Consider the following 23,515-nt stretch of genomic DNA (forward strand, 5'->3'; position numbering starts at 1 on the left):
ATTAGAAATAAAATCATACACAGAGTTTATGCTTTAATTAAAAACAATTCTGTGTATGAAAACAACTTGCAAATGTCATAGAAATCGAACTGACGTTTAATTTACTTAGGCTTTATAAATTTATTTGATTTCTGAAATTTACCGATATCTTTAAATCTGCTTAATTCCCAAAATCTGCGAGAGAATTATTTAAAACCTTGTTCTTTCTTCCATTTCCTCAATCTCAATCTCGCATTCGCATAAGGCGAAGAAGTATTAAGCTGAATCATTCTTCCTAAAGTATATTTTTCGTACCAACTGATTCCGTAAAGCTGATCATTTGATTTTGAATTGATTAGAAGAAGAATTTTTTCTACAGTGGAACTAAGTTTTAATTTCAACTGACTGAAATCTTCATTGTGGTAATCTTGATAGAATTTCTGTGCGAGCTTCCCAAGTTCATTCCATTTGAATCCGGTTTCGGGAAAATCAACCATTTCATTCAATTCTTTTTTTGAATTCCATTTTAAAACCAATTCGCCCCAACCAACCAGATAAGCCAAAAGATTATTTACCGACATTAAATTTCCTTTAGAATGACCTTCCAAAGTTTTTACATCGCTCAAGTCTTTAGGAATTGAGTCTAGTTCTGCCTTCAGTTTTTTATAATTCGATTCAATCGCAATGATTAATTCTTCTTTATTGCATGGAATTGCCATTTATTGAAAGTTATGAGTATTTAAACAAATTTAAAATGATTCAGTTTTTCAAATTCAGATTTTTCAAAAATATTGCTGATGAGCCCGTTTTCTAAAGTAACGATTCGGTCACAAGTATGAAAAAGTGTTTCTATAATATGCGAACTGATAATCACCATTTTATTGCTTTGCTTCAATTCACGGATGATGTCATACAATAAATGAACGCCTTCAAAATCGACTCCGTTAAACGGTTCGTCTAAAATATTAATAGGTTTATCGAGCATCAACATTCCGATTAAAGCCAGTTTCTTTTTCATTCCACTCGAATAATATTGTACAAATTTATCTAACGGAAGTTGAAATTTTTCGGCAAGCTCTATCGTTTTTGGCAGTCTATCTTTTGAGAAATAAGAAAGATATTCTCTTCCTGTAATGTAAGGGTAGAAATAATTTTCCGTTTCAAGATAAGAGATATTTTTACGAAGAAGTTTTTGGTTTTGCCACAAAATTTCACCATTGTATTTTTGGCTTTGATATAAAGATTCAAACAATGTCGTTTTTCCGGCTCCGTTTTTTCCAAGAATACCTAAAATAATGCCTTCTTCAATTTCGAGATTCAAATTCTGAAGAACATTTTTATCTTTAAAACTGACCGATATATTTTTAATTTCCAACATATTTGCTGATGTTTTGTTGTGCTTCTTTTATATTTAAGCGGATCATAATGAATGCAGGAATAATCAACATACTGTACACAAAATATTCTATAAACACTGCAATACTGAAATAATTGGCTTTTTCGTGATGATGATAAAGCTTGTATTTTCTGGTGAGAATTAATAAAAAATAACAATTCATAAAGAAAATATAGTACAGAAGATATAAGCTTTCATTAAAGTTTAAAACTAAATAACCAATATAAGTTGGCAAAAGAAGCGCATTAAAAAAGACAACATTCTTATGAATTTTTTCTTTCAAACTAATCTTCTTAAAATAAACCTCAAGCATTTCTTTGTTCTCATTATTTTCGTAGACATGGGAGAGATAATCTAAAAGAAAAACTCCGCATAAGATTAAACTCGCTTGGTTATAAGCAGAAAGTAGGAGAATGAGGTAGGTAAGAATAAACATCCATGTATTTTTGCGCATGTAGCTTTTCCATTCAAAAAGATTATTGGAAATGAAATTCCATTGCAGAGTAGGGAACGGTTTAGATTTAGGCTGTAAAAAGCAAAATGAAATGATTGCCGCAAACGCCAGTAAACCAAATTTTTCAATCTTATAATTGATATTTGCCATCAGAAAAAGCGCGTAAATAAACGCAGATTCCAGGAAAATAATGAGTCTCCAGTTGCCAATAAATGTTTTTTTAAGAAACGGAATATCTTTCCTGTTGATATGAAAGATCAATACGATTGAAAAATAGAGGAGCGGATAAAAAAAAGTTTGCGGAAACTTGACAATCATCAATGCTCCAAAAACCAAAAAAATAGGTAAACTGACTTTGGGATTAAAATTAAAAATCCTAAAACTCTGATTAAATCTAAAGTGAAAATGCTGATAAATTTTATGCAATGAAATTATTTTAACATTAAAACAATCTGAATAATTTAAAATTAGCGAATTAAACCATTTTATAAGCTTTCAAAGATATAAAAATCGATTTTAAATATCACCCAATAAGGAAAATTTAAGTTTTAAAACAAAAAAAGAGAAACCCGAAAGTTTCTCTTAAAATTTATTTTTTCTTAGCAACAGTCCCAATTAAACCAAGCTTTTTCAAATCGTTTGTTTTTCAAATCTTCTGGGTTAATAAAGAAATTGGCAACACCAGAATCTCCAAACATAATTTCATCATCGGTATCAATTTGCAATAAAAGTAAATCTTGTTTCAGATTTTGGTCGTAATCTCTTACATCTGCTTGGGTAAAATAGGCATAACCTCCTATTTTATGACCTGTTCCATCAATGATTCCATTTACTTCTTCTTTTTCATTATCGGTAAGGGTTTCTTGAAAATTCCAAAAATCTTGATTATTAAAATTCATGTCAAATCGAAAATCTGCAGAACTTCCATATTCAATTTCTTTACTAAAATCAAGCTTATGTTCACGATAAATAGGCGATTCTTCATAGGCTTCTTCTGTTAAAAAAGAAAAATCTGTTTTAAATTCTTCACTGATAGTATCATGAAAAACAACTTTGTAATCATCCATATCAAACCATTCTGGAGATACGAAAAACTGAAGTATTCCTTGATTGGGATAACCATCAAGAACCGGAAAATCAGCAAAATTGATTTGCGCCCAAAGAACCATCGGTTTATTTTCTTTGTCTTTAGGGTATTCCATATCTTTTGGGAGATAAGGTTTCCCTAAAAATTTACTTTCAAAAACTTGAAGAGATTCTTCGTTTTCAAGAGGGGTAGCAGAAATTTTTATCGTTTCAAGTTTATATTTTTCAAGTTGAGTTTTAAACTCATTAAGAAACTCTGGTATCATTTTGTTATTGGTTTGAGAAGTTATTAGTTTTGTTCGAAAGCAGGAATTAGATGCTCCCAATTGAGCTGCTTAGCATAATCTAAAGCAGATTTTCCTTTATTTGTTTTTAAACTTTTATCAGCTCCTGCCTCGAGCAGAACTTCTACAGAACTTAAATTTCCTGCAATTGTTTCTCGGTGAAGAATTGTAAATCCGTTTTCATCAATATTGGTTAATTCGTTTGGATATTCTTCCAAAAATTTCACAAAATCTTGTTTCATATTTTTGCTCATCGGATGTTCGATAAGGTTTTCAGGCTTTTCTTTTTGTTCGTTAACGACTTCAATCTCATTAAAATCTCCAAAATCGAGTTGCCACGCTTCATCATGATCTCTTCTTTCAGACTCAGACATATCTCTACGCATTTTCTGAATGGTAAATCCGCCATAAGCTTTGGGAATACTCTCTGAAGATGAAGAAAATAATTTTGAAAAACCTTTTGCTTTTTTTTGAGTTGGAGTGATGGCAAAAAGCCAATCGCTGATTTCGTTTAAAGGAATTTCGAAATAATCTCCGGGTTGTATGGTGGTCAAATCATTGGGTTCGTTGATGAGATATCCACTAACCGTATCGCCATCAAAATTGATGTCATTGATCCACATATGTTCTACGATTTTTTTTCCATCGGGATCTATTTCTGAAAATGAAGCTTTTACACAGGCAAGATTCAATCCTGGGATGATTCTTCTGTATTCCCAAGACTGCTCTCTCCAGAAATATTTAAAGGTTTCCTGCGCTTTTTTATACGCTTCAATCATTTTTGGGTCTCTTCCGTCCGTAAAAATAAACGAGTTATTTTCCATTGTATTATAAAAATTTTGTGATTTTATTTTTAATTAATATCATAGCGTATTCTACTGAAAAGCTTTATGAATAAATACGTAATGATATATTTGGTATAACTAAAATACGGAAAATATTTAAACAGAAGTTTAATTTGAATTATGTTTTAATAAAAATTTAATAACTATAAATTTTCCAGATCTTTCAGCAGATTTTCAGAATTATAATGATATCCTTCGGAAAAGGTGTGTTTGGTAAACTAAATGCTCAGAATATAGAGGCGGCAAGCCTACAAATTTCCTTCTTTTATCAAGATTTTTTATGTCATCATAAGTTTGATTCATACTTAGTCTGCCAATTCCACCAAGCTCGTAAATGGCAGGAGCCTGTAAATTACTTTTTGAGGCATTGAATTCTTCAACATCAACAAAAAGATTTTTATTAATGTTATCTTTTTTAATTTCGTCTTCTAAATAAGGCTTAAAAAAATCTCAAACAAAATTTTAAACATCCTTTATAAAATCCTCATACTCATAATAAAACCTTTCAAAGCCATCCATTTTTTCGACAAAAAACTCAAAAGCTTCCCGCCATGTATTTTTATTGAACACAGAAACTCCTTCTTTTTCTACCCAAATTCTGCTGATAACTTTTCCGTTTTCTAAAGTATAAAATTCTTCTTTGTGAAAATCACCAATAAAATCTTTTAGGATGTCTTCAAGCGACCAGATTTTATTGTAATAAGCATCTCTGAAAACTTCATCTTTCATTTCAATATCTAAAGAAACTTCTGCTTTTTTCTTGTCGGCATAAAATTTAAATGAAAAATCCTTGATCTTAGTATTATATAAAAGCCATTTTCTCGGAAATGATTTTCCGAAAGCCGTCCAAAATTCTTTTTTTAATTGCTGTGCTTCTTCTTTACTGAACATGAGACAAATTTAGGTAAAAAGTGAAAAGAGCCAAGTAAAAAGTAGAAAGAAACAAATGAAAAAAAATGTTTTTTGAGTCACCATTTTTACTTTTAGCTTTTGCCTTGGCTCTTCAATATTTTTTTTCCTATTTTTGCTGTAATGCTGTCAAAAAAATCTCAATATGCTTTTAAGGCACTTTCATATCTTGTAGAAAAGAGAAATGAAGGCCCCGTTCTTATTTCTGAAATTGCAGAAAACAAGAAAATTCCGCTGAAATTTCTTGAAAATATTCTGCTAGAGCTTAAAAAAGCAGACATCCTCGACAGTAAAAAAGGAAAAGGTGGTGGCTATTTTTTTAAAGAAAATCCCCAAAATGTAACACTGGCAAAAATCATTCGTCTGGTGAATGGTCCTATTGCTATGCTTCCTTGTGTAAGTCTTAATTTTTACGAAAAATGTGCAGATTGTAACGAAGATCACTGCAGTTTACACGATGTTTTAATTGAAGTGAGAGATGCTTCACTTAAAATTTTAGAAGAAAAAACACTTTTTGATTTAATAGATTAATTAAATCATAATTTCGATTTTATAAGTCTACTTATTTGGTAGGATAATATTTTTGTTGGATATTTGCTGGTATCAAACAGAAAATTATGTTTTCAAAAGAGGATATAGATACTTTGCAGCAGCTTACTTTGGAGGACGGATTACAATTTGTTTCCTCTAAATTCTCAGAAGGAATTGTTTTCTCAACCTCGCTTGGTCAGGAAGATCAGGTTATTACAGATGCTATTTTCAAAAATAATTTACCGATAAAAGTTTTCACCTTAGATACAGGAAGACTTTTCTATGAGCATTACGATTTGCTTTCAAAAAATAATTCGCGTTATCAAAAGAAAACTGAAGTTTATTTCCCCGAATCTTCCGACGTTGAAAAATATTTGATGGAAAAAGGTGTTAACGGCTTTTATCATTCCGTTGAGAACAGGAAAGAATGTTGTTTTATAAGAAAGGTAAAACCATTGAACCGGGCTTTGGAAAACGCTAAAGTGTGGATTACAGGTTTACGCTCTGAACAATCTGAAAACCGGGAAAATATACCTATTCTGGAATGGGATGAAGACCGGAAATTATACAAATACAATCCATTGATTAACTGGACTTATCAGGATGTTTTACAATACTTAGAGCAACATAAAGTTCAGGAATTGTCTTTACATAAAAAAGGTTTCATCAGTGTAGGTTGTCAACCTTGCACAAGAGCCATCGAAGAAGGCGAAAACCCAAGAGCCGGAAGATGGTGGTGGGAAACTTCACAAAAAGAATGCGGTCTGCATTCACATTAATTTTAATTTAATCTTTCAAATAATAATGAGTGACTACAAACTAAATTATCTCGAACAACTGGAAGCCGAAAGCATTTATATCATGCGCGAAATTGCAGCTCAGTTCGAGAAACCTGCATTGCTTTTCAGCGGTGGAAAAGATTCTATTACATTGGTTCATCTGGCGAAAAAGGCTTTTGCTCCGATGAAAATTCCTTTTCCTTTTGTACATATCGATACGGGGCACAATTTTCCTGAAGCATTGCAGTTCAGAGATTATTTTGCCGAAAGTCTTGGTGCAGAACTGATCGTAAGAAAAGTAGAAGATACCATTAAAGCTAAAAATTTAACCGAACCAAAAGGGAAATTTGCTTCCAGAAATTGGTTACAGACGCATACTTTATTAGATACCATTGAAGAATTTGAGTTTGATGCCTGTATTGGCGGAGCAAGAAGAGATGAAGAAAAAGCCAGAGCAAAAGAAAGGTTTTTTTCTGTTCGTGACGAATTCGGGCAATGGGATCCGAAACTTCAACGCCCGGAATTATGGAATATCTATAACGGAAGAATCAACAAAGGCGAAAATGTAAGAGTTTTCCCGATTTCAAACTGGACAGAACTCGATGTTTGGAATTATATCAAAAAAGAAAATATTCAGCTGCCTTCGATTTATTTTGCGCACGATCGTGATGTGATTGAGTATGACGGACAATTAATTGCGGTATCAGACTTCATTCAGATTGATGAGAATGATCAGATTCAAAATAAAAAAGTGCGCTACAGAACGGTAGGAGATATGACTTGTACTGCTGCAGTTGAAAGCGCTGCCGAAACTTTGGATCAGGTTGTGAATGAAATTACTGCTTCCCGAATTTCAGAACGTGGTGAAACCCGAATTGACGACAAAGTAACGGAAGCCGCAATGGAAGACAGAAAAAAAGGAGGTTATTTTTAATATAAATGATAAACGATAGTTGATAAATGATTTTTAAGCGAAAGCTCAGATGATTTATCATTGATCAATTATCATTAATAAATAAACTTATGGACATATTAAGATTTATAACAGCAGGAAGTGTAGACGACGGCAAAAGTACGTTGATCGGAAGACTTCTCTACGACAGCAAAAATATATTGATCGACCAGCTTGAAGCGCTGGAAAAACAATCAAAAAATAAAAACGAAAACGGAGTAGACCTTGCGATTTTGACTGACGGATTAAGAGCCGAAAGAGAGCAGGGAATTACCATTGATGTGGCGTATCGATATTTTTCGACTCCAAAAAGAAAATTTATCATTGCGGATGCACCGGGACATATTCAGTACACCAGAAATATGATTACAGGAGCTTCCAATTCACAATTGATTGTGATTTTGATTGACGCGAGACAAGGCGTCATTGAACAAACCAGAAGACATTCTATCATTGCTTCATTATTAAAGATGAAAAATGTCGTGGTTGCCATCAATAAAATGGATTTGGTAGACTATTCTGAAGAAATTTTTAATGATATAAAAGCGCAGTATGAATTGGTTGCCAAAAAACTGAAGCTGGAAAACGTTAATTATTTTCCGATTTCGGCTTTTAATGGTGATAATATTGTTTCAAAATCTGAGAAAACGGATTGGTATCAAGGTTCAACACTTCTAGATTTCCTGGAAAATGTGGAAATCAATGAAAATCAGGAAAAAGAAAATCCGAGATTTCAGGTGCAATACGTCATTCGTCCACAAACTGATGAGCTGCATGATTACAGAGGTTATGCAGGAGAGGTGATTTCAGGAATTTACAGAAAAGGAGATGAAATTACGGTGCTTCCTCAAAATATTCAGATTAAAATTTCCAAAATTGAGACAGGAGGTCAGGAAGTAGATTTAGTATTTACCAATCAGCCTGCCGTGATTCATGTGGAAGATGATATCGACATCAGCCGTGGAGATTTTTTAGTAAAAACCAATCAACAGCCGAAAGTTGAAAATGAGTTGGAAGCTGTAGTTTGCTGGCTCGATAAAAAAGAACTGAACGAAGGAAACAAATATTTTATCCAACATAAAAGCAAGACTCTGAAAGCCATCATCAAAGAAATTGAATATAAAATTGATGTTAATACTTTAGAACAAACTCCAATTACCGAAAGCATTAAACTTAATGAAGTAGTAAAAGTAAGATTGAGAACAGCATCGCCTTTGGTTTTTGACAGTTTTGAAGAAAGCAAGTCAACCGGAAATGCCATTTTGATTGATGAAACCAGCAATTCTACCGTTGGAGCGGTGATGATCTTATAATTTTTTTATTTAAAATACTTGATGATATGGTAATTTCACAAAAAGTTCAGTTCAGGCTCAATCTGCTATTGATTACAATTGCAGTTTTGGCAATCACATTTCTGTCGATGTACAGCTTAGGATATTTGGATGAACTTGAAATTATTCTTGCCAAAGACAATTACATTTTTTACTGGATGCTTTTGGTAGGAGTTTTTGCTGAAATTGTCGCCGGATCAATGGGAATGGGATATGGTGTAATTTGTACCACAACACTTTTATTTCTGGGAATTCCTCCGCATGCAGTAAGTGCAAGTATACATTCTGCTGAAAGTTTTACAACAGCCGCGGGAAGTATAAGTCACATTAAACTGAAAAATGTGAGTAAAAGCCTGGTGAAAAAGCTCGCGATTCCTGCGATTATCGGAGCAATTATTGGAGCCGTTTCGTTGACTTATCTCGGTGAATATTATTCGAAAATTACAAAAACGGTGATTTCTTTTTACACTTTGTATCTTGGAATCCAGATTTTATCGAATGCTTTTAAACCTAAACAGAATAAAGCTTTAAAGAAAAAAACAAATCTTACCCGATTGGGAGTGATTGGTGGTTTCATCGACTCTTTTGCCGGTGGAGGATGGGGTCCTTTAGTAACCGGAACTTTAATTAAAAACAGTTTCACACCAAGATTTGCCGTTGGAAGTTCTACGGTGGCAAAATTTATTTTGACCGTTACTGCAGCAGTAACTTTCTTTTTAACCTTAGGAATTCAACATTGGAATATTATTTTAGGGCTTTTAATTGGTGGAATTATTACTGCACCATTTTCGGCAATGCTTACCGCAAAGCTTCCTGTAAAAAATATGTTTATTATCATCGGAACTTTAGTGATTGTGATGAGCTCGATTACAATTTATAAATCGGTTTTTTAGAATTTTTTTGTGAAAAATTTAGGATAATTTGAATTCAATTAAAATCAAAAATAATTTACATTTACTGCCTAAAAATAATACATGAATTTACATATCGTTGCCCTTTTCAAATTTAAAGAAAACAACTTAATGGATGCTGTAGAGCTGTTTCAGACCTTGGTAAGAGAGACCAGAAAAGAAGATGGATGTCTGCAATATGATCTAATTGAAGACAAAGATAACAAAGGGACTTTTTTCCTGATCGAATTATGGGAAAGTGTAGAGCATCACAACCAGCACAACGGAACAGATCATCTAATGGATTTCAGAAAAAATGCTTCTAAAATACTGGAAGAAACCACACAGGTTTATAAGGGTTTTAAGATCTATTAATTTTGCTAATTGCTAATTGCTAATTGCTAATTGCTAGAAAAGTCAAAAGGCAGTTTCATCATTCTTGAAACTGCCTTTTTATTAGAAAAAATAGAAAGTATTAATTTTGTGGTGAATGGTCAATTAGCTTCACTGTCAATGGTGAATTTAAAATTGACTATTAACAATTCACTTCGAAGCAAATTCACTTCTTCATGTTTCTTATTTTACAATAAGTTTTTTGGTTTCCGTTTTTCCGCCGTAAGTAATTTTTACGAGGTAATTTCCGGATGCAAGATGAGATAGATTAAGATCTTGCTTGTAGAAACCAGTTTGATTGCTAAGTTCAGCATTATAAACTCTTTTACCGGTTAAATCATAAACTTCAACACTTCCTTTGTTGTTTGCTTTTTCTTTTACATCAAATAAAACAGTCACTTTTTTATCAGCTGTAGTCGGGTTTGGATAGATTCCAAAACTTGCTTTTTTGCTAACTTCCGTAATACCTAAAGTTGAGGTAATATTTTTGTATTTGAAATACATATTCCCAGTAGCAGTTCCTTCATTAGAAATAAAATACATTCTGTAGTACTCTGAACCTTGTTTAATATAATACACTACATCGTTATAAAAACCAGAAGTTGGTTTCCAAGAATGACCTATCGTTGTAATATTATTAGAAAATGCTGTTGAAACCGGAATTGTAGCTGTAGCAGTTGCTTGAGTTTCTGGTTGTACTTTGGCAATGCTCACAGTCGGACTTTGAAGAACTCCAGACATTTGATACATCATATAGTTCATGTAAAAAGTATAGTATCTTGTGAACATCAAATCCCAATTAACTTTTGGAGGTTCCATATTTTCTACTTTTGCGCCCGTTGTAAAAGAAAAATAATTGAAATAAGCATCATCAGTACCATTTGCTAACGTTCTTGTTTCGGTAGTTCCCCATGTAGAAGTAGTCGCATTCCATTTAGAATATTTAAAGGTATAACCTCCATAATAATCTTCAATCGCAAATTTGATGTAAGAATTATCAGGATATTGAATCACAAAAATAATTTTTCCCTCAACGTGATGATTGCCTCCGTTATACTGTCCCCATCCTGTAGGCGCAGAGCCTTGTTCAAAAGCTCCGTCTTCTAATGCAGTTGTTTGATCAGGGTTATATAATGGCGCTCCCCATGAAGAAAGATTTGCTATATTGATATTATCCCAGTTGGAAAGATTATTAGAAGCTTCATATACTTTTATGTTAAGTGCATCATTTATTCTTGTTCCGTATCCGTAAGTAGCATTTCTGTAAAAAGCAACATCCCATGTATTGGCAGGTTGTGTAACTGTATTATTTGTGCTTAAATCAAAAAATACACGATTTTGATAACTTGCACCCATAGACATATTTACTGTAGTATATCCGTTTGCGTCAACTTGTGCCAAGATAGTTTGCTGAACTGTTAGTGCAAAAAGAGACCCCAATAATAGTTTTGTTTTCATAACCTTATTCCTTATTTAGAATTGTTCTACAAAACTATAGAATTATTTTTAATAATTCTAAATAAAAACAAGATAAATATCATGTTTTAGCTTTTTTTTAGATGAAATTTATTGATAATCGATTGTTATTCATACTATTAATAAAAAAAAGTTGACTACAAATTGTAATCAACTTTTTTAGAATATATTTGAAAATCAATTATTTCTTAATGAATTTTGAATGAGAAACTGTTTTGTTATCATCTTCAGATGTGAAGACATAAACTCCAGTAGCTAAAGAAGAAACATCAAATCTATTGTTGTTAGCAGCTCCTTGTGCAACTAAATTTCCTGATGCTGAATAAACTTTTACAGATCTTACATTTGATTTACCTACAAATTGAATTTCATTATTTGCATTAATCACAAATTTGAAAGCGTTTGTATTCGTTTTTACATCTGATGTTCCCAAAGAAGCAAGTACATCATAAGTTACATCATCTACATAAGCTGCGGAATGTGCTGCCGCTCCCGTAAATTTCCATACAATATATTGTTTCGTAGAAGTTGGTACATCTAGAGTAAATGTTTGTGGAGAAGAACCCACAGCGATAGTTGCTGGTGCACCTAAAGAAGTAAATGTTGTCATATCTGTTAGGTTTGATACCATACCTGCTTCGATGGTAGAGCTACCACCAGAATTGGATGATGCACCTACCGTAAATTGAATTTTTTTAGTTCCGTTTGGTGCAACAATTTTTGGAGCAACTAAATATGAAGGTGTTCCTGGCGAATTTGCTGCATAAAATTGAGCTGTATTACTTCCATTATTAGGTGCTACATATACATTGATCGCTGAGTTTGCTATAACTTTATTCCACCCATTCTGCGGTAGACCAGTAGTAGTAGCTGCTACAAAAGAGTTAAAGTTTTCGTTGATTGTGCCGACCGGAGTTGTGTCATAAACAATATCATCAAAATCTGTTGCAGTATGCGGTGTAAGGGCTACTGCATTTACCGTTTTAAAAACAATATAAGATGAAGATGAGCTTGGGATCACTCTTGTGATGGTCTGATAAGTATTTTCAGAAAGTGTAACTGGCGCTCCTACTGCAACGAAAGTTGTCATATCTGTAGGGTTTGATGCCAAACCAACTTGAACAATTACTCCAGCAACATTTTGTGAACTTCTTCTTGCTTTGAATGAAAGTGTCTTATCTCCTGCCGGTGCAACAATCTGTGGCGAAACTAAATACTGCGGAGTATCTTTATTACCTCCTGAATAGGATGAAACATATTTATTGCTGGCATCACTTGCTTCTGCATAAACAATCATCATTGGTGGCGGTGGACTCGGTGGAGTATTCATTGGAGGAAGCACTGCAGACCAACTATTTTGAGGGAAAGTTGTATTTCCTGTATTAAAATTGTTGAAATTCTCATTTAAAGTTGCTACTTGAGCGTTTGCTGCGAAAGCTGAAAAAACTAATCCTGTAAAAAGTAATTTTAATTTCATTTTTTCTATTATTTTTGAATATGATGCAAAATTAAGAATTAGTTTTTAATTATTCTAAATAAAACAATGATTTTTATCTTGTTTTTATTTTTACAAATCCATTTATATTAAATACTTAGCATTTTTATTTAAAAATAAGTTATCATTTTCAAAATTCAGTTATCATTATTAATATTAAAAATATCACTTTATAAAACTTTAATTATTTTTACTTATTCTAAATAAAGCACTATATTTGTCGAAAATTTTGAGTTTATGAAGAAGAAGGTACTTTCAATTGTGATGTTGTCTACTGTTTGTTGGATAAATGCACAGGAAAAAGATTCTCTAAATCAGAAAAAAATAGAAGAAGTTGTTATCACCGGGCAATATATGCAGCAATCTATTAATAAATCTATATATAAGGTTGAGGTTATTAATGCGGAACAAATTAAGAATATGGCGGCCACAAATGTTGCGGAAGTTCTTAATCAAAGCTTAAATATTCTCATTACATCAGACCGAAATTCAGGAAATTCCACAGCAAACCTGATGGGACTTGGTGGTGAATACACAAAAATTCTCATAGATAATATACCTGTTGTAGGGGATGTTGGCTTAGGAAATAATATTGATCTTACAAAATTGAATGTAAACAATGTTGAAAGAATTGAAGTTGTAAGAGGCTCAATGGGAGTAGATTATGGAAGTAATGCTGTTGCGGGTGTTATCAATATTATTACTAAAAAAAACAGTCATAAAAAATTAACATTAAACGCATTTCTACAAGAAGAAACGGTAGGTAAAGAGTATGATTGGTCTAAAAATGGAGAAGGAAGACACATTCAAAATTTAAATATTGGTTATAATATCAGTGATAATTGGTATATAGGAGCTAATATAAACCACAATGATTTTCAAGGTTTCAAAGGTAATTATGAGGGGTATAAGTATTTTGAGCAAGATGACAAAAGAGGTTATGCTTGGCAGCCGAAAGATATTTTAAATGTTGACGGGGTTATACGTTATTCGAAGAATAAAACATCAATCTTTTACAAATTTGGATTTTTAAATGAGAAACTTAATTATTACAATCCAATCGTTAAAGAGCTGTATTTAGGAGAAGGTAACAGAACATTTATCTCTACTGATAGAGATTATAAAACTACACGATACGTTCATCAGCTAAATGTACAAGCAAAACTTGGAGCAATTAATTATACAGGAGATTTTTCATATCAAACTCAGGATAGAAAATACAGAGATTTTGTCTATGATATTCCAAATAGACAGGTAAGAGGTAATTTAAATGAATATCAGTCTTATAATAAATCTGATGTACTGTATTCAAGAGGAGTTTTTAGTAATTTTCTTGATAATGATAAAATTGATTTTCAAATTGGATATGAGTTGGATCACACAACCGGCTTTGCAGGTAATATAGCAGGTAATTTTGGGGGAATAAATGATGTAAAAAGAAAAATTTTTAATTATGCTAATTTCATGTCAGTCGAATGGGATGCGGCTAATTGGCTTTCAATTCGTCCAGGTTACCGTTTAGCTTTAAGTGATAAATTCGATACACAGCATAATTATTCATTAACAGCCAGAGCAAAAGTAACAGATAATGATAATGTTCGTCTTGTTGTAGGGAGTGCCAACAGATTTCCAAATTTTGATGAATTATATACCTACCAGGTAGATAGTAATCATGATATTCAGGGGAATCCAGATTTGAGTCCGGAAAAAGGAATGACAGTTTCTTTAAATGCTGATAAAAAAATATCCACAGATTCAGGGTGGAACCTGGGAATAGGAGCCAGTGCTACTTATCTGAAAGTAAAAGACAGGATTGAAATGGCGCAGGTTAGCAGTAATCCTTTAAAATTTAAATATATTAATATTGATCGTTTTGAAAGCTATTTGTTTGAAGCCAATTTCAGAGCTCAAAAAGGTCAGTTTAGCTTATCAACAAATGCTGCGTATTATGGAATTTCAAGAGTTTTGAATCAGGACGGACTTTTTTCACCTGATGATTTCTTCTACACTTTTGAGGCGAATGTTGCCGCTAATTATATTGTTCCTAAAACAAATACTACATTATCTTTATTCTATAAATATACTGGGAAAACTCAAATACCTACTTTGATGTCAGACCTTACGTCTTCTCAATATATCATTGGTGAGCGAAACGATTTTAGCATGATGAATTTTACGGTTACTCAGCCATTCTTTAAAGATCATTTTGAGGTAAGCGCTGGTGTGAAAAATATTTTCGATGTATCATCGGTTAGAGATACTACTATTTCTGGAAATGTTCATGATGCTGCCGATTCAAGTTCTAATCTTTTCTACGGCCGAAGCTATTTTGTAAGAATTGGCTATAATTTCTAAAATTTTAAAAATGAAAAAAATATTGTTTTATCTTTTAATTGGAGGAACATTTATTACACAGTCGTGTATTAACGATAATGATGATCCAATTGTAGTGCCAAAAACTGACGGATTTACTGTAGATGCCAAAGTTGGTGGTGCTACTCAACCTAATCAAGTTTGGTTTGACTTCGGGACGAACTCTATGGTTTCTACAAAAAGAGGAGACTGGGATCTCGCTTTTTATTCAGGTAATGAGTTTAAAGTAATTTTGAATTCATCAGTAGCGATGGCTGCAGCTAAAGTTCCTAACGCAACAGATATCAAACAAGTGACAGCGGCAAGTGTAGCAACTTTAACAAGTCAGGTTGTAGTCGGTCCATATAGCGCTGCCAATATAAAATACATTGATGATGTAAAAGGTAATATACCTTCAGGATATACTGCGATTGAAGAAGTAAAAGCGAATGCCTCGGAGAATGGGATCTATCTTGTTAATATGGGGGTAAAAGTTTTTACAGGGAATGTAGCTGCTGGTTCTGTTAATACAGGCTCAGAATCAAGAGGATGGATGAAGATACAGGTTTTAAGACAAGGTAACGGTTATAAAGTGAGATATGCACCACTTGATGAAACTACGAATATCAAAGAATTAAATGTTACTAAAAACTCAGCATATAATTACAGTTTCGTAAGCTTGGTTAATAATAATGATGTAGTTATTCAGCCCGAAAAGAAAAATTGGGATATTGGTTTTACAGTCTTTACTAATGTTATTGAGGGTATGGGAACTTACGTCTATGCTGATTTTATTACCATTAATAATATGGGTGGTGCAGGAGCTTATGAAGTGAATGCAGCAGGGACTGTAACAGGAACTGAAGCATATAATAATTTTAAATTATCAGATATTGATCAGTCTAAATTCGTATATAACGATCAACGAGTGATTGGAGGTAACTGGAGAGAAGCAGGACCTTCCGGATCTCAGGTAAAAAGTAATGTTTTCTATGTAATAAAAGATGCAGAAGGATATTATTTTAAACTAAGATTTAAAAATATGACAGATGAGAAAGGTGAAAGAGGTCATCCTCAATTCGAGTATAAACCTTTATAATTTTAGAAAATAAATCAGATAAAAATGAAAAAATTCATCCTTGCCGCTTCTGTTCTTATGGCAGTCTATTCTTGTCAGAAAGAAGTACAAAAGCCTACAGAAAACGGAAATGAACTTGTTGCAGAAAATCCAAAATCAAATAATAAAATTGTAACTTTAAACGGTGGAATTACTGAAATTATTGCCGCTTTAGGTCACGAGAAAGAAATTGTAGCAACAGATGTTACCAGTACATATCCTGAATCTTTAAAGAAATCTTCAGAAAATTTAGGTCACGTAAGGTCAATTACTATTGAACCGATCATGGCAGTTTCGCCTACATTGATTTTAGGCTCAGATAAAGATATCAACCCAGAATTAATGGGTAAAATAAAAGCTTCAGGAATCAAAACTGAAACTTTTAAGCAGGAATATACAGTAGAAGGAACCAAAAAATTAATTGCAGATGTTGCAAAAGCGGTAGGTAACACAGATTATCAGAAGTTAAATGATAAAATTGATGCCGATTTAAAACAAATTCAGCCAATTGCTAAGAAGCCTAAAGTATTATTCATCTACGCAAGAGGAAATATGATGATGGTTGCTGGTAAAAATACACCAATGGCAGCTTTAATTAATTTGGCAGGAGGAGAAAACGCAGTTAATGACTTCGAAGATTTTAAACCTTTAACTCCGGAAGCGGTGGTAAAAGCAAATCCTGATGTATTGTTCTTCTTCTCAAGCGGATTAGAAAGTTCAGGTGGAAACAAAGGTGCTTTAGAAATGCCTGGTGTTTCTCAAACCAATGCGGGTAAAAACAAAAAAATTATCGCAATGGATGGTGGTTTAGTTTCAGGTTTCGGTCCTAGACTAGGCGAGGCTGCAGTTTCATTAAACAAACTTTTAGTTGAAAGCACAAAGTAAATTATACTTTTACATGATATTAAGTACCATACTGCTCGTTTTTATAGCAGTATGGTCTTTGAATACAGGGGTTTATGATTTCGGTGATAAATCTGCGTTTGAAGTTTTATGGAAAGTAATTGTAGGAGATTCTGACTTATCTTTAAGTGATAAATATATTGTTTGGGATGTGAGAGCATCTAGGATCGTGATGGCAATCATTATCGGAAGTATGCTTTCGGTTTCAGGAACCAGTTTGCAGGGGTTATTCAGAAATCCTTTAGCAACCGGAGATTTAATCGGATTGACGGCAGGAGCTACATTAATGGCGGCAATTACAATTGTTTTAGGAGGGCATTTCAGAGAATATCTTCCTGAGGCAGTACAATTTTCCCTCGTCGGAATTGCGGCTTTTATTGGTTCTCTTCTTGCAATGTTGTTGGTTTACAAAATCTCTACAAGCGGTGGGAAAACCAATGTGGTTATGATGCTTTTATCGGGCGTTGCCATTTCTGCGATCGGTTTTTCTATCACAGGGTTTCTGATTTATATCTCAAAAGATGAGCAATTGAGAGATTTAACCTTCTGGAATATGGGAAGTTTAGCCGCGGCAACATGGACGAAGAATATTATTTTAGCGATAATCTTAATCATTTCTTACTTCATCCTTTTACCTAAAGGAAAGGCTTTAAATGCGATGATGTTAGGCGAAAAAGATGCACAGCATTTAGGAATTAATGTAGAAAGATTAAAAAAACAAATCGTTATCATTGTTTCATTAATGGTGGGAAGTTGTGTGGCATTTTCCGGAACAATTGGTTTTGTAGGATTAATTGTACCTTATATTTTAAGGCTTTTATTTAAATCTAATTACAGTTTTATCTTGCCATTATCTGCCATTTTTGGTAGTGTTTTATTACTTACAGCAGATACAGTGAGCAGAAGTGTAGTAGAACCATCAGAATTGCCCATCGGAATTTTAACGGCAATGATGGGAGCACCTATATTCATTGCTATTTTGTTGAAATTTAAAAAGTCAGTATAATGATAAAAGCTCAGCAAATCAGTTATAAACATAAAGAATTTCATATTCTAAATGATGTGGATGTTTCTTTGGGCTTTGGCGAATTTTTAGCCATCGTTGGTCCAAACGGAGCGGGAAAATCAAGTCTACTGAGTGTTTTGGCAAATGAAGTAAAAACCAATCATAACATCCTATTTAAAGATAAAAACATCAGAGACTGGAAAGTTGACGAACTATCAAAACATAAGGCTAAATTTTCACAACACAATTCAAACGACATTCCTTTGGAAGTAAAAGATGTAGTGATGATGGGGCGTTACCCGTATTTCGATTCTCAACCCAAAAAGGAAGATTACGAAGCGATGAATAAAATGATGTATGAAACCGATGTTTATCATCTGAAAGACAGAGAATACAACACTTTGTCGGGTGGAGAAAAACAAAGGGTGCATTTATCGAGAGTTTTAGCTCAATTGGATAATGAAATCACTCAAAAATTGGTTTTTTTGGATGAACCTCTGAATAATTTAGATATAAAACATCAGTATAAAGCTTTAGAAATTATTAAAAATTTCACAAAGCATGAAAATTCTGCAGTGGTTGTGTTGCACGATTTGAATTTGGCCGCTCAGTATGCTGATAAAATTTTATTGATGAAATCAGGACAGGTTGCTGCATACGGTACTCCGGAAGACGTTTTTACGGCTGAAAATATCAGCGAAGCTTACAATTTCCCATGTACTATTTGCGATCATCCTATTACCAACAACCCCATGATTATTTTTGGATAAATGGAACAGAAAGATTTAAAAATATTAGCGCAAAATCTTGCCAACCCGCAAGGTGAAAAAGGTATTCAGATTGGAGAAATGATGAATGAAACCAATATCGGAATGACGTTGGAAAGCATCAAAACTCTTTTAATTGAAGATGACGAGCACATTCTTGAAATTGGTCACGGAAATGCAGCTCACGTAAAAAGTCTTTTAACTTTAGCTCAAAATCTAAAATACACCGGAATTGATATTTCCGAAACGATGCATCTTGAAGCTAAAAGATTAAATGAAACATTTAAAGATCAGGCAGAATTTGTTTTGTATGAAGGAAAGAAACTGCCTTTTGAAGATAAGACTTTCGACAAAATATTCACTGTAAATACCGTTTATTTCTGGGAAGATCCGGTAGAATATTTAAATGAGATCTACAGAGTTTTAAAAAAGAACGGAACATTTGTTCTTACTTTCGGACAGAGAGATTTCATGGAAACTCTACCTTTTACTCAATTCGATTTTACCCTTTACAATTCGGATGAAATGGAAGAAACGGTTTCTAAAAGTCTTTTTAAAAGAATGAAAATTTCTGAAAAAGAAGAAGAAATAAAAAGCAAAACCGGAGACGAATTGATCAAAAGAAATTACACAGTTTTAACCATAAAAAAATAAATAAAATGAATACACTAGTTAACGATCTGAAAGAAAAATGGGAAGCTCTCAAAGCAGAAAACCCACATATGAGAATAAGAAATGCAGCTGCAGAATTGGGTGTAAGCGAAGCAGAATTATTATTAACTAACGTAGGTGAAGAAGTTACTGTTCTGAAACCTGAATTTGCAAACATCTTAACAGAAGTTGAAAAATTAGGAAAAGTAATGGCTCTAACGAGAAATGACGAGTGTGTTCACGAAAGAAAAGGAATTTACTTAAACGGTGATTTCAGCAGTCCTCATGCGCAGCTTTTTGTAGGTGAAGATATCGATTTGAGGATCTTTCAAAATCACTGGAAATTCGCTTTCGCAGTGGTTGAAGGTGACAAAAAAAGCCTCCAGTTCTTTGGAAAAGACGGGATGGCGCTTCACAAAATTTATTTAACGAAAGACAGCAATGTTGAAGCTTTCGAACCTATCGTAGCTCAGTTTAAAGCTGAAAATCAGAAGGAAGTTTTCGAATTTGAAGCAGTTGCTCCAAAAGCTCCTGAAAAAGAAGATTCAGAAATTGATGCTGAAGGTTTCAAAAAAGCTTGGACAGAACTTAAAGATACACACGATTTCTTTATGATGACCAGAAAATTCGGTGTTTCAAGAACTCAGGCTTTGAGATTGGCGCCGGAAGGTTATGCTAAAAAAATTGATCCTTCAAAAGTTGTAAACGTTTTGGAAGATGCTTCTGAAAAACGACTTCCGATCATGGTTTTCGTTGGAAACAGAGGAATTATACAAATCCACACAGGAGAAGTAAAAAAAACAATGTGGCACCAACAATGGTTTAATGTAATGGATCCTGATTTCAACTTACATTTAGATGTTACAAAAATCACTGAAGCTTGGATCGTGAAAAAACCGACCGAAGACGGTGAAGTTACGGCAATCGAAGTATTCAACAAAGAAGGAGACTTTATTGTACAGTTTTTCGGAAAAAGAAAGCCGGGAATTCCAGAATTACAAGAGTGGAAAGATTTGGTAGCAGATCTTGAAAAATAAATAATTAGATGATTGGATGAAGACCGTTTTGTTTGAAGATTCAAAACGGTCTTTTTTGTTTGAACTTAAACACAAGTGTCTGTCACAATAACACTGATTCCAAATTTAGATATAATGTTGGAAAACGCAAAGACGCAAGAATTTTTTAAATTTACGTTTTAAGTCGCAAGGATTTTATCTTCGATAAAATTTAAGACTGCATATTTGCATAATTTGATTAATAAATCACTTGCTGAAAATCTTTGATTTTCTTGCGCCTTAAAAACAAAATAAAGGTGAATACTTTGCGTCTTTGCGAAAAACCAACAAACCTACATTTGGAGTACAGTCAATATAAATTTGTAATATTCTTGTTTAAAAACTTAATAAAATGAAAAATATTTTTATCGCCATATTGGTTTTAGTATTTTCTGTTTCTAAAGCACAGAATTTTAAACCTTATCAATTCTATAATAAAAAAGGAAAAGCCGTTAAAACTGAAAAATTGATCAAGCAACTTGCTGATTACGATGTTGTTTTCTTTGGTGAACTGCACAACAATTCAATCGTTCACTGGCTTCAGTTAAAAGTAACAGAAGGGTTGTATGATCAAAAAAATAAACAGATTACTTTGGGTGCTGAAATGTTTGAAAGAGACAATCAGCCACAGCTTAATAAATATCTTGCCGGTAAAATTGAACCCAAAAGTCTGAAAGATTCTGTTCGTTTGTGGAATAATTTTACCACAGATTACAAACCTTTGGTTGATTTTGCAAAAGATAAAAACCTAAATTTTATTGCGACCAATATTCCGAGGAAATATGCTTCTCAGACCGCAAAAGAAGGTTTGGAATCTTTAAATAAACTGAGTGAAAAAGAAAAATCTTACATCGCTCAATTGCCAATTAATGTGACTTTAGATACGCCTGGTTATCCTGAAATGAAAAAAATGATGGGCGATCATGCAGAAGGAACGAAGGTGATGAATTTTATTTCGGCTCAAGCAACGAAAGATGCAACGATGGCAGAATCTATTTTAAATAATCTGCAGCCAGGAAAAACTTTCATTCATTATAACGGAAACTTTCACAGTAAAGAATTTGGTGGGATTTACTGGTACATCAAACAGAAAAATCCAAACCTTAAAATGGCAGTAATTTCTGTTTTTGAATCTGAAGATAATGAGTTGAAAATCCCTGAGAAAGAGTATATCCCAACAGATTTTAATCTGATTATTCCGGCGGATATGACCAAGACTTATTAAGTTTAAAGAACCAAGTAAAAAGGTAAAAGAGCTAAGTTGAAATAAAGAAAATCAAAGGTTTTCAAAACTAATGTGTTCTTTTATACATTTTAAAATTAAAACTCTAAAGTGATTTATGTGTTAAAAAATATTCCACGGATTAAACAGACTATCACAGATTTTTTATCTGCTGAATTTGCTCAATCTGCGTGAGAAAAAATAAACGAAATACATATCAATAGGAACGGGCTTTAGCCCGTTTTTTTAATGCAAATATTTCCATTGGCTTTAGCCAAAACTTAAAAACATTTCTATCTTTGTTCAACATTCTTTTAAAATGAAAAAAATCTCCATACTCTTCATATTTTTTATCGGTTTTATCAATGCTCAGAAATTGACATCTAATGAAATTTCATTGATCAATCAAGGCGATATTAATTCGGCTTTACCAATTTATCAGACGACAGATGTTCATCAACATAAAACTTTACTGAACCTTTCTACCGAGATTGATCCTCTTGACAAAAACACGGCAACTTTGGTCAAAAGAATGGAGAAATCACTTCTTTCAACTGATGGTGGAGTAGGAATTGCCGCTCCGCAAGTAGGAATTAACAGAAAAATAATTTGGGTACAGCGTTTTGACAGAGCAGGCGAACCGTTGGAATATTTCATTAATCCTGTAATTACCTGGAGATCAGAGTTACAGAATCTTGGTCCGGAAGGCGATTTATCGATTCCCGAATTTAGAGATCAGTTTTACAGAAGTAAAGTCATTCAACTGGAATATGTTGATTTGAAAGGGCAAAAATTCTCAGAAATGGTAGAAGGTTTTACGGCGGTGATTTTCCAGCACGAAATTGATCATCTTTTTGGAATTTTAATTTCAGATAAAAAGAAAAAAGAGGAGAATGATTCTTATCTAAAAGTAGATGCTTTTAAGAAAAGTAATTCTGTGGGAAGATAAACTGCTTTTATTTGTTGATATCTTCAATCATTTTAATGATCTCTAAAAAATCGTTTTCTTTTTTGAAAGCTTTTATTTTGTCAACAATTTCTGGATGATCTTTAAAAACAATATAAAGGTCTTCTTTTGCTTTTTCGTATTTCTTTTCTTTCATTCTGATTCTGTACGGATAAGCATAGAGTTTTTTGTCAGGATCATTAGCATCTTGAAATACAAAATTAGGATAATCTTCTAACGTTCTTGCAATTGGATTATATCCTCTGATTGATGTAAAATAAATATTGAATTTACCTTCTGAAACAACTTCTCCAAATGTCTCCGTAATCTTTGTTGGGGTTCCAACTAGTGCATAATTATCTGCATAAGCTTTGAAATTATATAAAGGAACAAACTTCAAATTTTCAGCAGAGAAGCTTGTAATATCATCGGGAGTATATTTTGTGGGTTTTGCTTTTTCATCTGATTTGAAATGTAATTTATCATTTTGGCTGGGATACCATTTTATCTGTCCATCCAGTTCAGATAAATCTTTAAGGATTATTTTACCATTGACAAATTCTGTTGCAAATGGATAGTTTTGCCCGTAAGAGAAGAAGGCTGACAAAAATAAACAAACACTTAAAATATATTTCATAATCTTGATGTTTTAAGAAAGCTTTAAAACCAAAAATAAGAAAATTATTCTTTTATAAG

At 32.9% G+C, this 23,515-nt stretch carries 24 protein-coding genes; 15 read left to right on the plus strand and 9 right to left on the minus strand.

Annotated features, from left to right (window positions below):
• Positions 1 to 185: 185 nt before the first annotated feature.
• The 6 genes from B5X64_RS18925 to B5X64_RS18955 all read right to left on the minus strand — a co-directional run bounded on the left by B5X64_RS18925 (position 186) and on the right by B5X64_RS18955 (position 4,935).
• Complete coding sequence (locus tag B5X64_RS18925; RefSeq protein ID WP_079466730.1) at positions 186 to 698, minus strand: ClbS/DfsB family four-helix bundle protein; 513 nt, start codon at positions 696 to 698, stop codon at positions 186 to 188.
• 20 nt (positions 699 to 718) lie between these two features.
• Positions 719 to 1,357, minus strand: coding sequence for an ABC transporter ATP-binding protein (locus B5X64_RS18930; protein WP_079466731.1), 639 nt, complete (start codon positions 1,355 to 1,357; stop codon positions 719 to 721).
• The gene (locus B5X64_RS18935) at positions 1,344 to 2,090 is read right to left on the minus strand and encodes a hypothetical protein (protein WP_228419024.1); all 747 of its coding nucleotides are present in this window, start codon (positions 2,088 to 2,090) and stop codon (positions 1,344 to 1,346) included. The genes B5X64_RS18930 and B5X64_RS18935 overlap by 14 nt, the downstream gene beginning before the upstream one ends.
• Positions 2,091 to 2,428: 338 nt before the next feature.
• A complete protein-coding gene (locus tag B5X64_RS18940; protein WP_079466733.1) occupies positions 2,429 to 3,181 on the minus strand; it encodes a YwqG family protein in 753 nt (250 codons plus the stop codon).
• A gap of 23 nt (positions 3,182 to 3,204) precedes the next feature.
• Positions 3,205 to 4,023 carry a DUF2314 domain-containing protein gene (locus B5X64_RS18945; protein ID WP_079466734.1) on the minus strand — a complete coding sequence of 273 codons (819 nt, stop codon included), beginning with the start codon at positions 4,021 to 4,023 and terminating at the stop codon, positions 3,205 to 3,207.
• 483 nt (positions 4,024 to 4,506) lie between these two features.
• The gene (locus tag B5X64_RS18955; RefSeq protein ID WP_079466736.1) at positions 4,507 to 4,935 is read right to left on the minus strand and encodes a DUF4268 domain-containing protein; all 429 of its coding nucleotides are present in this window, start codon (positions 4,933 to 4,935) and stop codon (positions 4,507 to 4,509) included.
• 141 nt (positions 4,936 to 5,076) lie between these two features.
• On the opposite strand from B5X64_RS18955, the gene B5X64_RS18960 reads away from it, so the two are divergent.
• From B5X64_RS18960 to B5X64_RS18985, 6 genes are all read left to right on the plus strand, one after another.
• Positions 5,077 to 5,484, plus strand: a complete 408-nt coding sequence (locus tag B5X64_RS18960) for an RrF2 family transcriptional regulator (protein ID WP_066678035.1) — start codon at positions 5,077 to 5,079, stop codon at positions 5,482 to 5,484.
• Positions 5,485 to 5,570: 86 nt separating this feature from the next.
• Positions 5,571 to 6,263, plus strand: a complete 693-nt coding sequence (locus tag B5X64_RS18965; RefSeq protein ID WP_079466737.1) for a phosphoadenylyl-sulfate reductase — start codon at positions 5,571 to 5,573, stop codon at positions 6,261 to 6,263.
• Positions 6,264 to 6,288: 25 nt separating this feature from the next.
• A complete protein-coding gene (gene cysD / locus B5X64_RS18970) occupies positions 6,289 to 7,197 on the plus strand; it encodes a sulfate adenylyltransferase subunit CysD (RefSeq protein WP_079466738.1) in 909 nt (302 codons plus the stop codon).
• Between the two features lie 89 nt (positions 7,198 to 7,286).
• Positions 7,287 to 8,528 carry a sulfate adenylyltransferase subunit 1 gene (locus tag B5X64_RS18975; protein WP_079466739.1) on the plus strand — a complete coding sequence of 414 codons (1,242 nt, stop codon included), beginning with the start codon at positions 7,287 to 7,289 and terminating at the stop codon, positions 8,526 to 8,528.
• Between the two features lie 26 nt (positions 8,529 to 8,554).
• A complete protein-coding gene (locus B5X64_RS18980; RefSeq protein WP_079466740.1) occupies positions 8,555 to 9,439 on the plus strand; it encodes a sulfite exporter TauE/SafE family protein in 885 nt (294 codons plus the stop codon).
• An 81-nt stretch (positions 9,440 to 9,520) separates the two neighbouring features.
• The gene (locus B5X64_RS18985) at positions 9,521 to 9,811 is read left to right on the plus strand and encodes a putative quinol monooxygenase (RefSeq protein ID WP_079466741.1); all 291 of its coding nucleotides are present in this window, start codon (positions 9,521 to 9,523) and stop codon (positions 9,809 to 9,811) included.
• Between the two features lie 201 nt (positions 9,812 to 10,012).
• Here B5X64_RS18985 and B5X64_RS18990 read toward each other — a convergent pair whose 3' ends face one another.
• Positions 10,013 to 11,287, minus strand: a complete 1,275-nt coding sequence (locus tag B5X64_RS18990; RefSeq protein ID WP_079466742.1) for a T9SS type A sorting domain-containing protein — start codon at positions 11,285 to 11,287, stop codon at positions 10,013 to 10,015.
• Between the two features lie 199 nt (positions 11,288 to 11,486).
• The gene (locus tag B5X64_RS18995; RefSeq protein WP_079466743.1) at positions 11,487 to 12,782 is read right to left on the minus strand and encodes a T9SS type A sorting domain-containing protein; all 1,296 of its coding nucleotides are present in this window, start codon (positions 12,780 to 12,782) and stop codon (positions 11,487 to 11,489) included.
• A gap of 255 nt (positions 12,783 to 13,037) precedes the next feature.
• Between B5X64_RS18995 and B5X64_RS19000 the strand changes: the two genes are divergently transcribed.
• From B5X64_RS19000 to B5X64_RS19040, 9 genes are all read left to right on the plus strand, one after another.
• On the plus strand, positions 13,038 to 15,155 hold the full coding sequence (locus B5X64_RS19000; protein WP_079466744.1) for a TonB-dependent receptor plug domain-containing protein: 2,118 nt from the start codon (positions 13,038 to 13,040) through the stop codon (positions 15,153 to 15,155).
• Positions 15,156 to 15,165: 10 nt separating this feature from the next.
• Entirely contained in the window at positions 15,166 to 16,251 is a 1,086-nt protein-coding gene (locus B5X64_RS19005; protein ID WP_123920914.1) for an HmuY family protein, read from the plus strand.
• 24 nt (positions 16,252 to 16,275) lie between these two features.
• The gene (locus B5X64_RS19010; RefSeq protein ID WP_079466746.1) at positions 16,276 to 17,154 is read left to right on the plus strand and encodes a heme/hemin ABC transporter substrate-binding protein; all 879 of its coding nucleotides are present in this window, start codon (positions 16,276 to 16,278) and stop codon (positions 17,152 to 17,154) included.
• Entirely contained in the window at positions 17,138 to 18,178 is a 1,041-nt protein-coding gene (locus B5X64_RS19015) for a FecCD family ABC transporter permease (protein ID WP_079466747.1), read from the plus strand. Before B5X64_RS19010 ends, B5X64_RS19015 begins: the two co-directional genes overlap by 17 nt.
• On the plus strand, positions 18,178 to 18,948 hold the full coding sequence (locus B5X64_RS19020) for a heme ABC transporter ATP-binding protein (RefSeq protein WP_079466748.1): 771 nt from the start codon (positions 18,178 to 18,180) through the stop codon (positions 18,946 to 18,948). Before B5X64_RS19015 ends, B5X64_RS19020 begins: the two co-directional genes overlap by 1 nt.
• Positions 18,949 to 19,599 (plus strand): class I SAM-dependent methyltransferase, encoded by a 651-nt coding sequence (locus tag B5X64_RS19025; RefSeq protein WP_079466749.1) that lies wholly within the window; start codon positions 18,949 to 18,951, stop codon positions 19,597 to 19,599.
• Positions 19,600 to 19,604: 5 nt separating this feature from the next.
• Positions 19,605 to 20,633 carry a hemin-degrading factor gene (locus tag B5X64_RS19030; RefSeq protein ID WP_079466750.1) on the plus strand — a complete coding sequence of 343 codons (1,029 nt, stop codon included), beginning with the start codon at positions 19,605 to 19,607 and terminating at the stop codon, positions 20,631 to 20,633.
• Between the two features lie 370 nt (positions 20,634 to 21,003).
• Positions 21,004 to 21,876 carry a ChaN family lipoprotein gene (locus tag B5X64_RS19035; protein WP_079466751.1) on the plus strand — a complete coding sequence of 291 codons (873 nt, stop codon included), beginning with the start codon at positions 21,004 to 21,006 and terminating at the stop codon, positions 21,874 to 21,876.
• A gap of 316 nt (positions 21,877 to 22,192) precedes the next feature.
• Positions 22,193 to 22,822, plus strand: coding sequence for a peptide deformylase (locus B5X64_RS19040; RefSeq protein ID WP_079466752.1), 630 nt, complete (start codon positions 22,193 to 22,195; stop codon positions 22,820 to 22,822).
• Positions 22,823 to 22,829: 7 nt separating this feature from the next.
• On the opposite strand, the gene B5X64_RS19045 is transcribed toward B5X64_RS19040, so the two are convergent.
• Positions 22,830 to 23,456: a hypothetical protein gene (locus B5X64_RS19045; protein ID WP_079466753.1), complete on the minus strand. Its 627-nt coding sequence runs from the start codon at positions 23,454 to 23,456 to the stop codon at positions 22,830 to 22,832.
• Positions 23,457 to 23,515 lie beyond the last annotated feature (59 nt).

Source organism: Chryseobacterium balustinum, assembly GCF_900168205.1.
Classification (GTDB): domain Bacteria; phylum Bacteroidota; class Bacteroidia; order Flavobacteriales; family Weeksellaceae; genus Chryseobacterium; species Chryseobacterium balustinum.

What these genes read in the sequence shown, in the direction of transcription:
- B5X64_RS18925 (WP_079466730.1), bottom strand. Translation starts at nt 698, where the DNA reads ATGGCAATTCCATGCAATAAAGAAGAATTAATCATTGCGATTGAATCG.
- B5X64_RS18930 (WP_079466731.1), bottom strand. Translation starts at nt 1,357, where the DNA reads ATGTTGGAAATTAAAAATATATCGGTCAGTTTTAAAGATAAAAATGTT.
- B5X64_RS18940 (WP_079466733.1), bottom strand. Translation starts at nt 3,181, where the DNA reads ATGATACCAGAGTTTCTTAATGAGTTTAAAACTCAACTTGAAAAATAT.
- B5X64_RS18945 (WP_079466734.1), bottom strand. Translation starts at nt 4,023, where the DNA reads ATGGAAAATAACTCGTTTATTTTTACGGACGGAAGAGACCCAAAAATG.
- B5X64_RS18955 (WP_079466736.1), bottom strand. Translation starts at nt 4,935, where the DNA reads ATGTTCAGTAAAGAAGAAGCACAGCAATTAAAAAAAGAATTTTGGACG.
- B5X64_RS18960 (WP_066678035.1), top strand. Translation starts at nt 5,077, where the DNA reads ATGCTGTCAAAAAAATCTCAATATGCTTTTAAGGCACTTTCATATCTT.
- B5X64_RS18965 (WP_079466737.1), top strand. Translation starts at nt 5,571, where the DNA reads ATGTTTTCAAAAGAGGATATAGATACTTTGCAGCAGCTTACTTTGGAG.
- cysD (WP_079466738.1), top strand. Translation starts at nt 6,289, where the DNA reads ATGAGTGACTACAAACTAAATTATCTCGAACAACTGGAAGCCGAAAGC.
- B5X64_RS18975 (WP_079466739.1), top strand. Translation starts at nt 7,287, where the DNA reads ATGGACATATTAAGATTTATAACAGCAGGAAGTGTAGACGACGGCAAA.
- B5X64_RS18980 (WP_079466740.1), top strand. Translation starts at nt 8,555, where the DNA reads ATGGTAATTTCACAAAAAGTTCAGTTCAGGCTCAATCTGCTATTGATT.
- B5X64_RS18985 (WP_079466741.1), top strand. Translation starts at nt 9,521, where the DNA reads ATGAATTTACATATCGTTGCCCTTTTCAAATTTAAAGAAAACAACTTA.
- B5X64_RS18990 (WP_079466742.1), bottom strand. Translation starts at nt 11,287, where the DNA reads ATGAAAACAAAACTATTATTGGGGTCTCTTTTTGCACTAACAGTTCAG.
- B5X64_RS18995 (WP_079466743.1), bottom strand. Translation starts at nt 12,782, where the DNA reads ATGAAATTAAAATTACTTTTTACAGGATTAGTTTTTTCAGCTTTCGCA.
- B5X64_RS19000 (WP_079466744.1), top strand. Translation starts at nt 13,038, where the DNA reads ATGAAGAAGAAGGTACTTTCAATTGTGATGTTGTCTACTGTTTGTTGG.
- B5X64_RS19005 (WP_123920914.1), top strand. Translation starts at nt 15,166, where the DNA reads ATGAAAAAAATATTGTTTTATCTTTTAATTGGAGGAACATTTATTACA.
- B5X64_RS19010 (WP_079466746.1), top strand. Translation starts at nt 16,276, where the DNA reads ATGAAAAAATTCATCCTTGCCGCTTCTGTTCTTATGGCAGTCTATTCT.
- B5X64_RS19020 (WP_079466748.1), top strand. Translation starts at nt 18,178, where the DNA reads ATGATAAAAGCTCAGCAAATCAGTTATAAACATAAAGAATTTCATATT.
- B5X64_RS19025 (WP_079466749.1), top strand. Translation starts at nt 18,949, where the DNA reads ATGGAACAGAAAGATTTAAAAATATTAGCGCAAAATCTTGCCAACCCG.
- B5X64_RS19030 (WP_079466750.1), top strand. Translation starts at nt 19,605, where the DNA reads ATGAATACACTAGTTAACGATCTGAAAGAAAAATGGGAAGCTCTCAAA.
- B5X64_RS19035 (WP_079466751.1), top strand. Translation starts at nt 21,004, where the DNA reads ATGAAAAATATTTTTATCGCCATATTGGTTTTAGTATTTTCTGTTTCT.
- B5X64_RS19040 (WP_079466752.1), top strand. Translation starts at nt 22,193, where the DNA reads ATGAAAAAAATCTCCATACTCTTCATATTTTTTATCGGTTTTATCAAT.
- B5X64_RS19045 (WP_079466753.1), bottom strand. Translation starts at nt 23,456, where the DNA reads ATGAAATATATTTTAAGTGTTTGTTTATTTTTGTCAGCCTTCTTCTCT.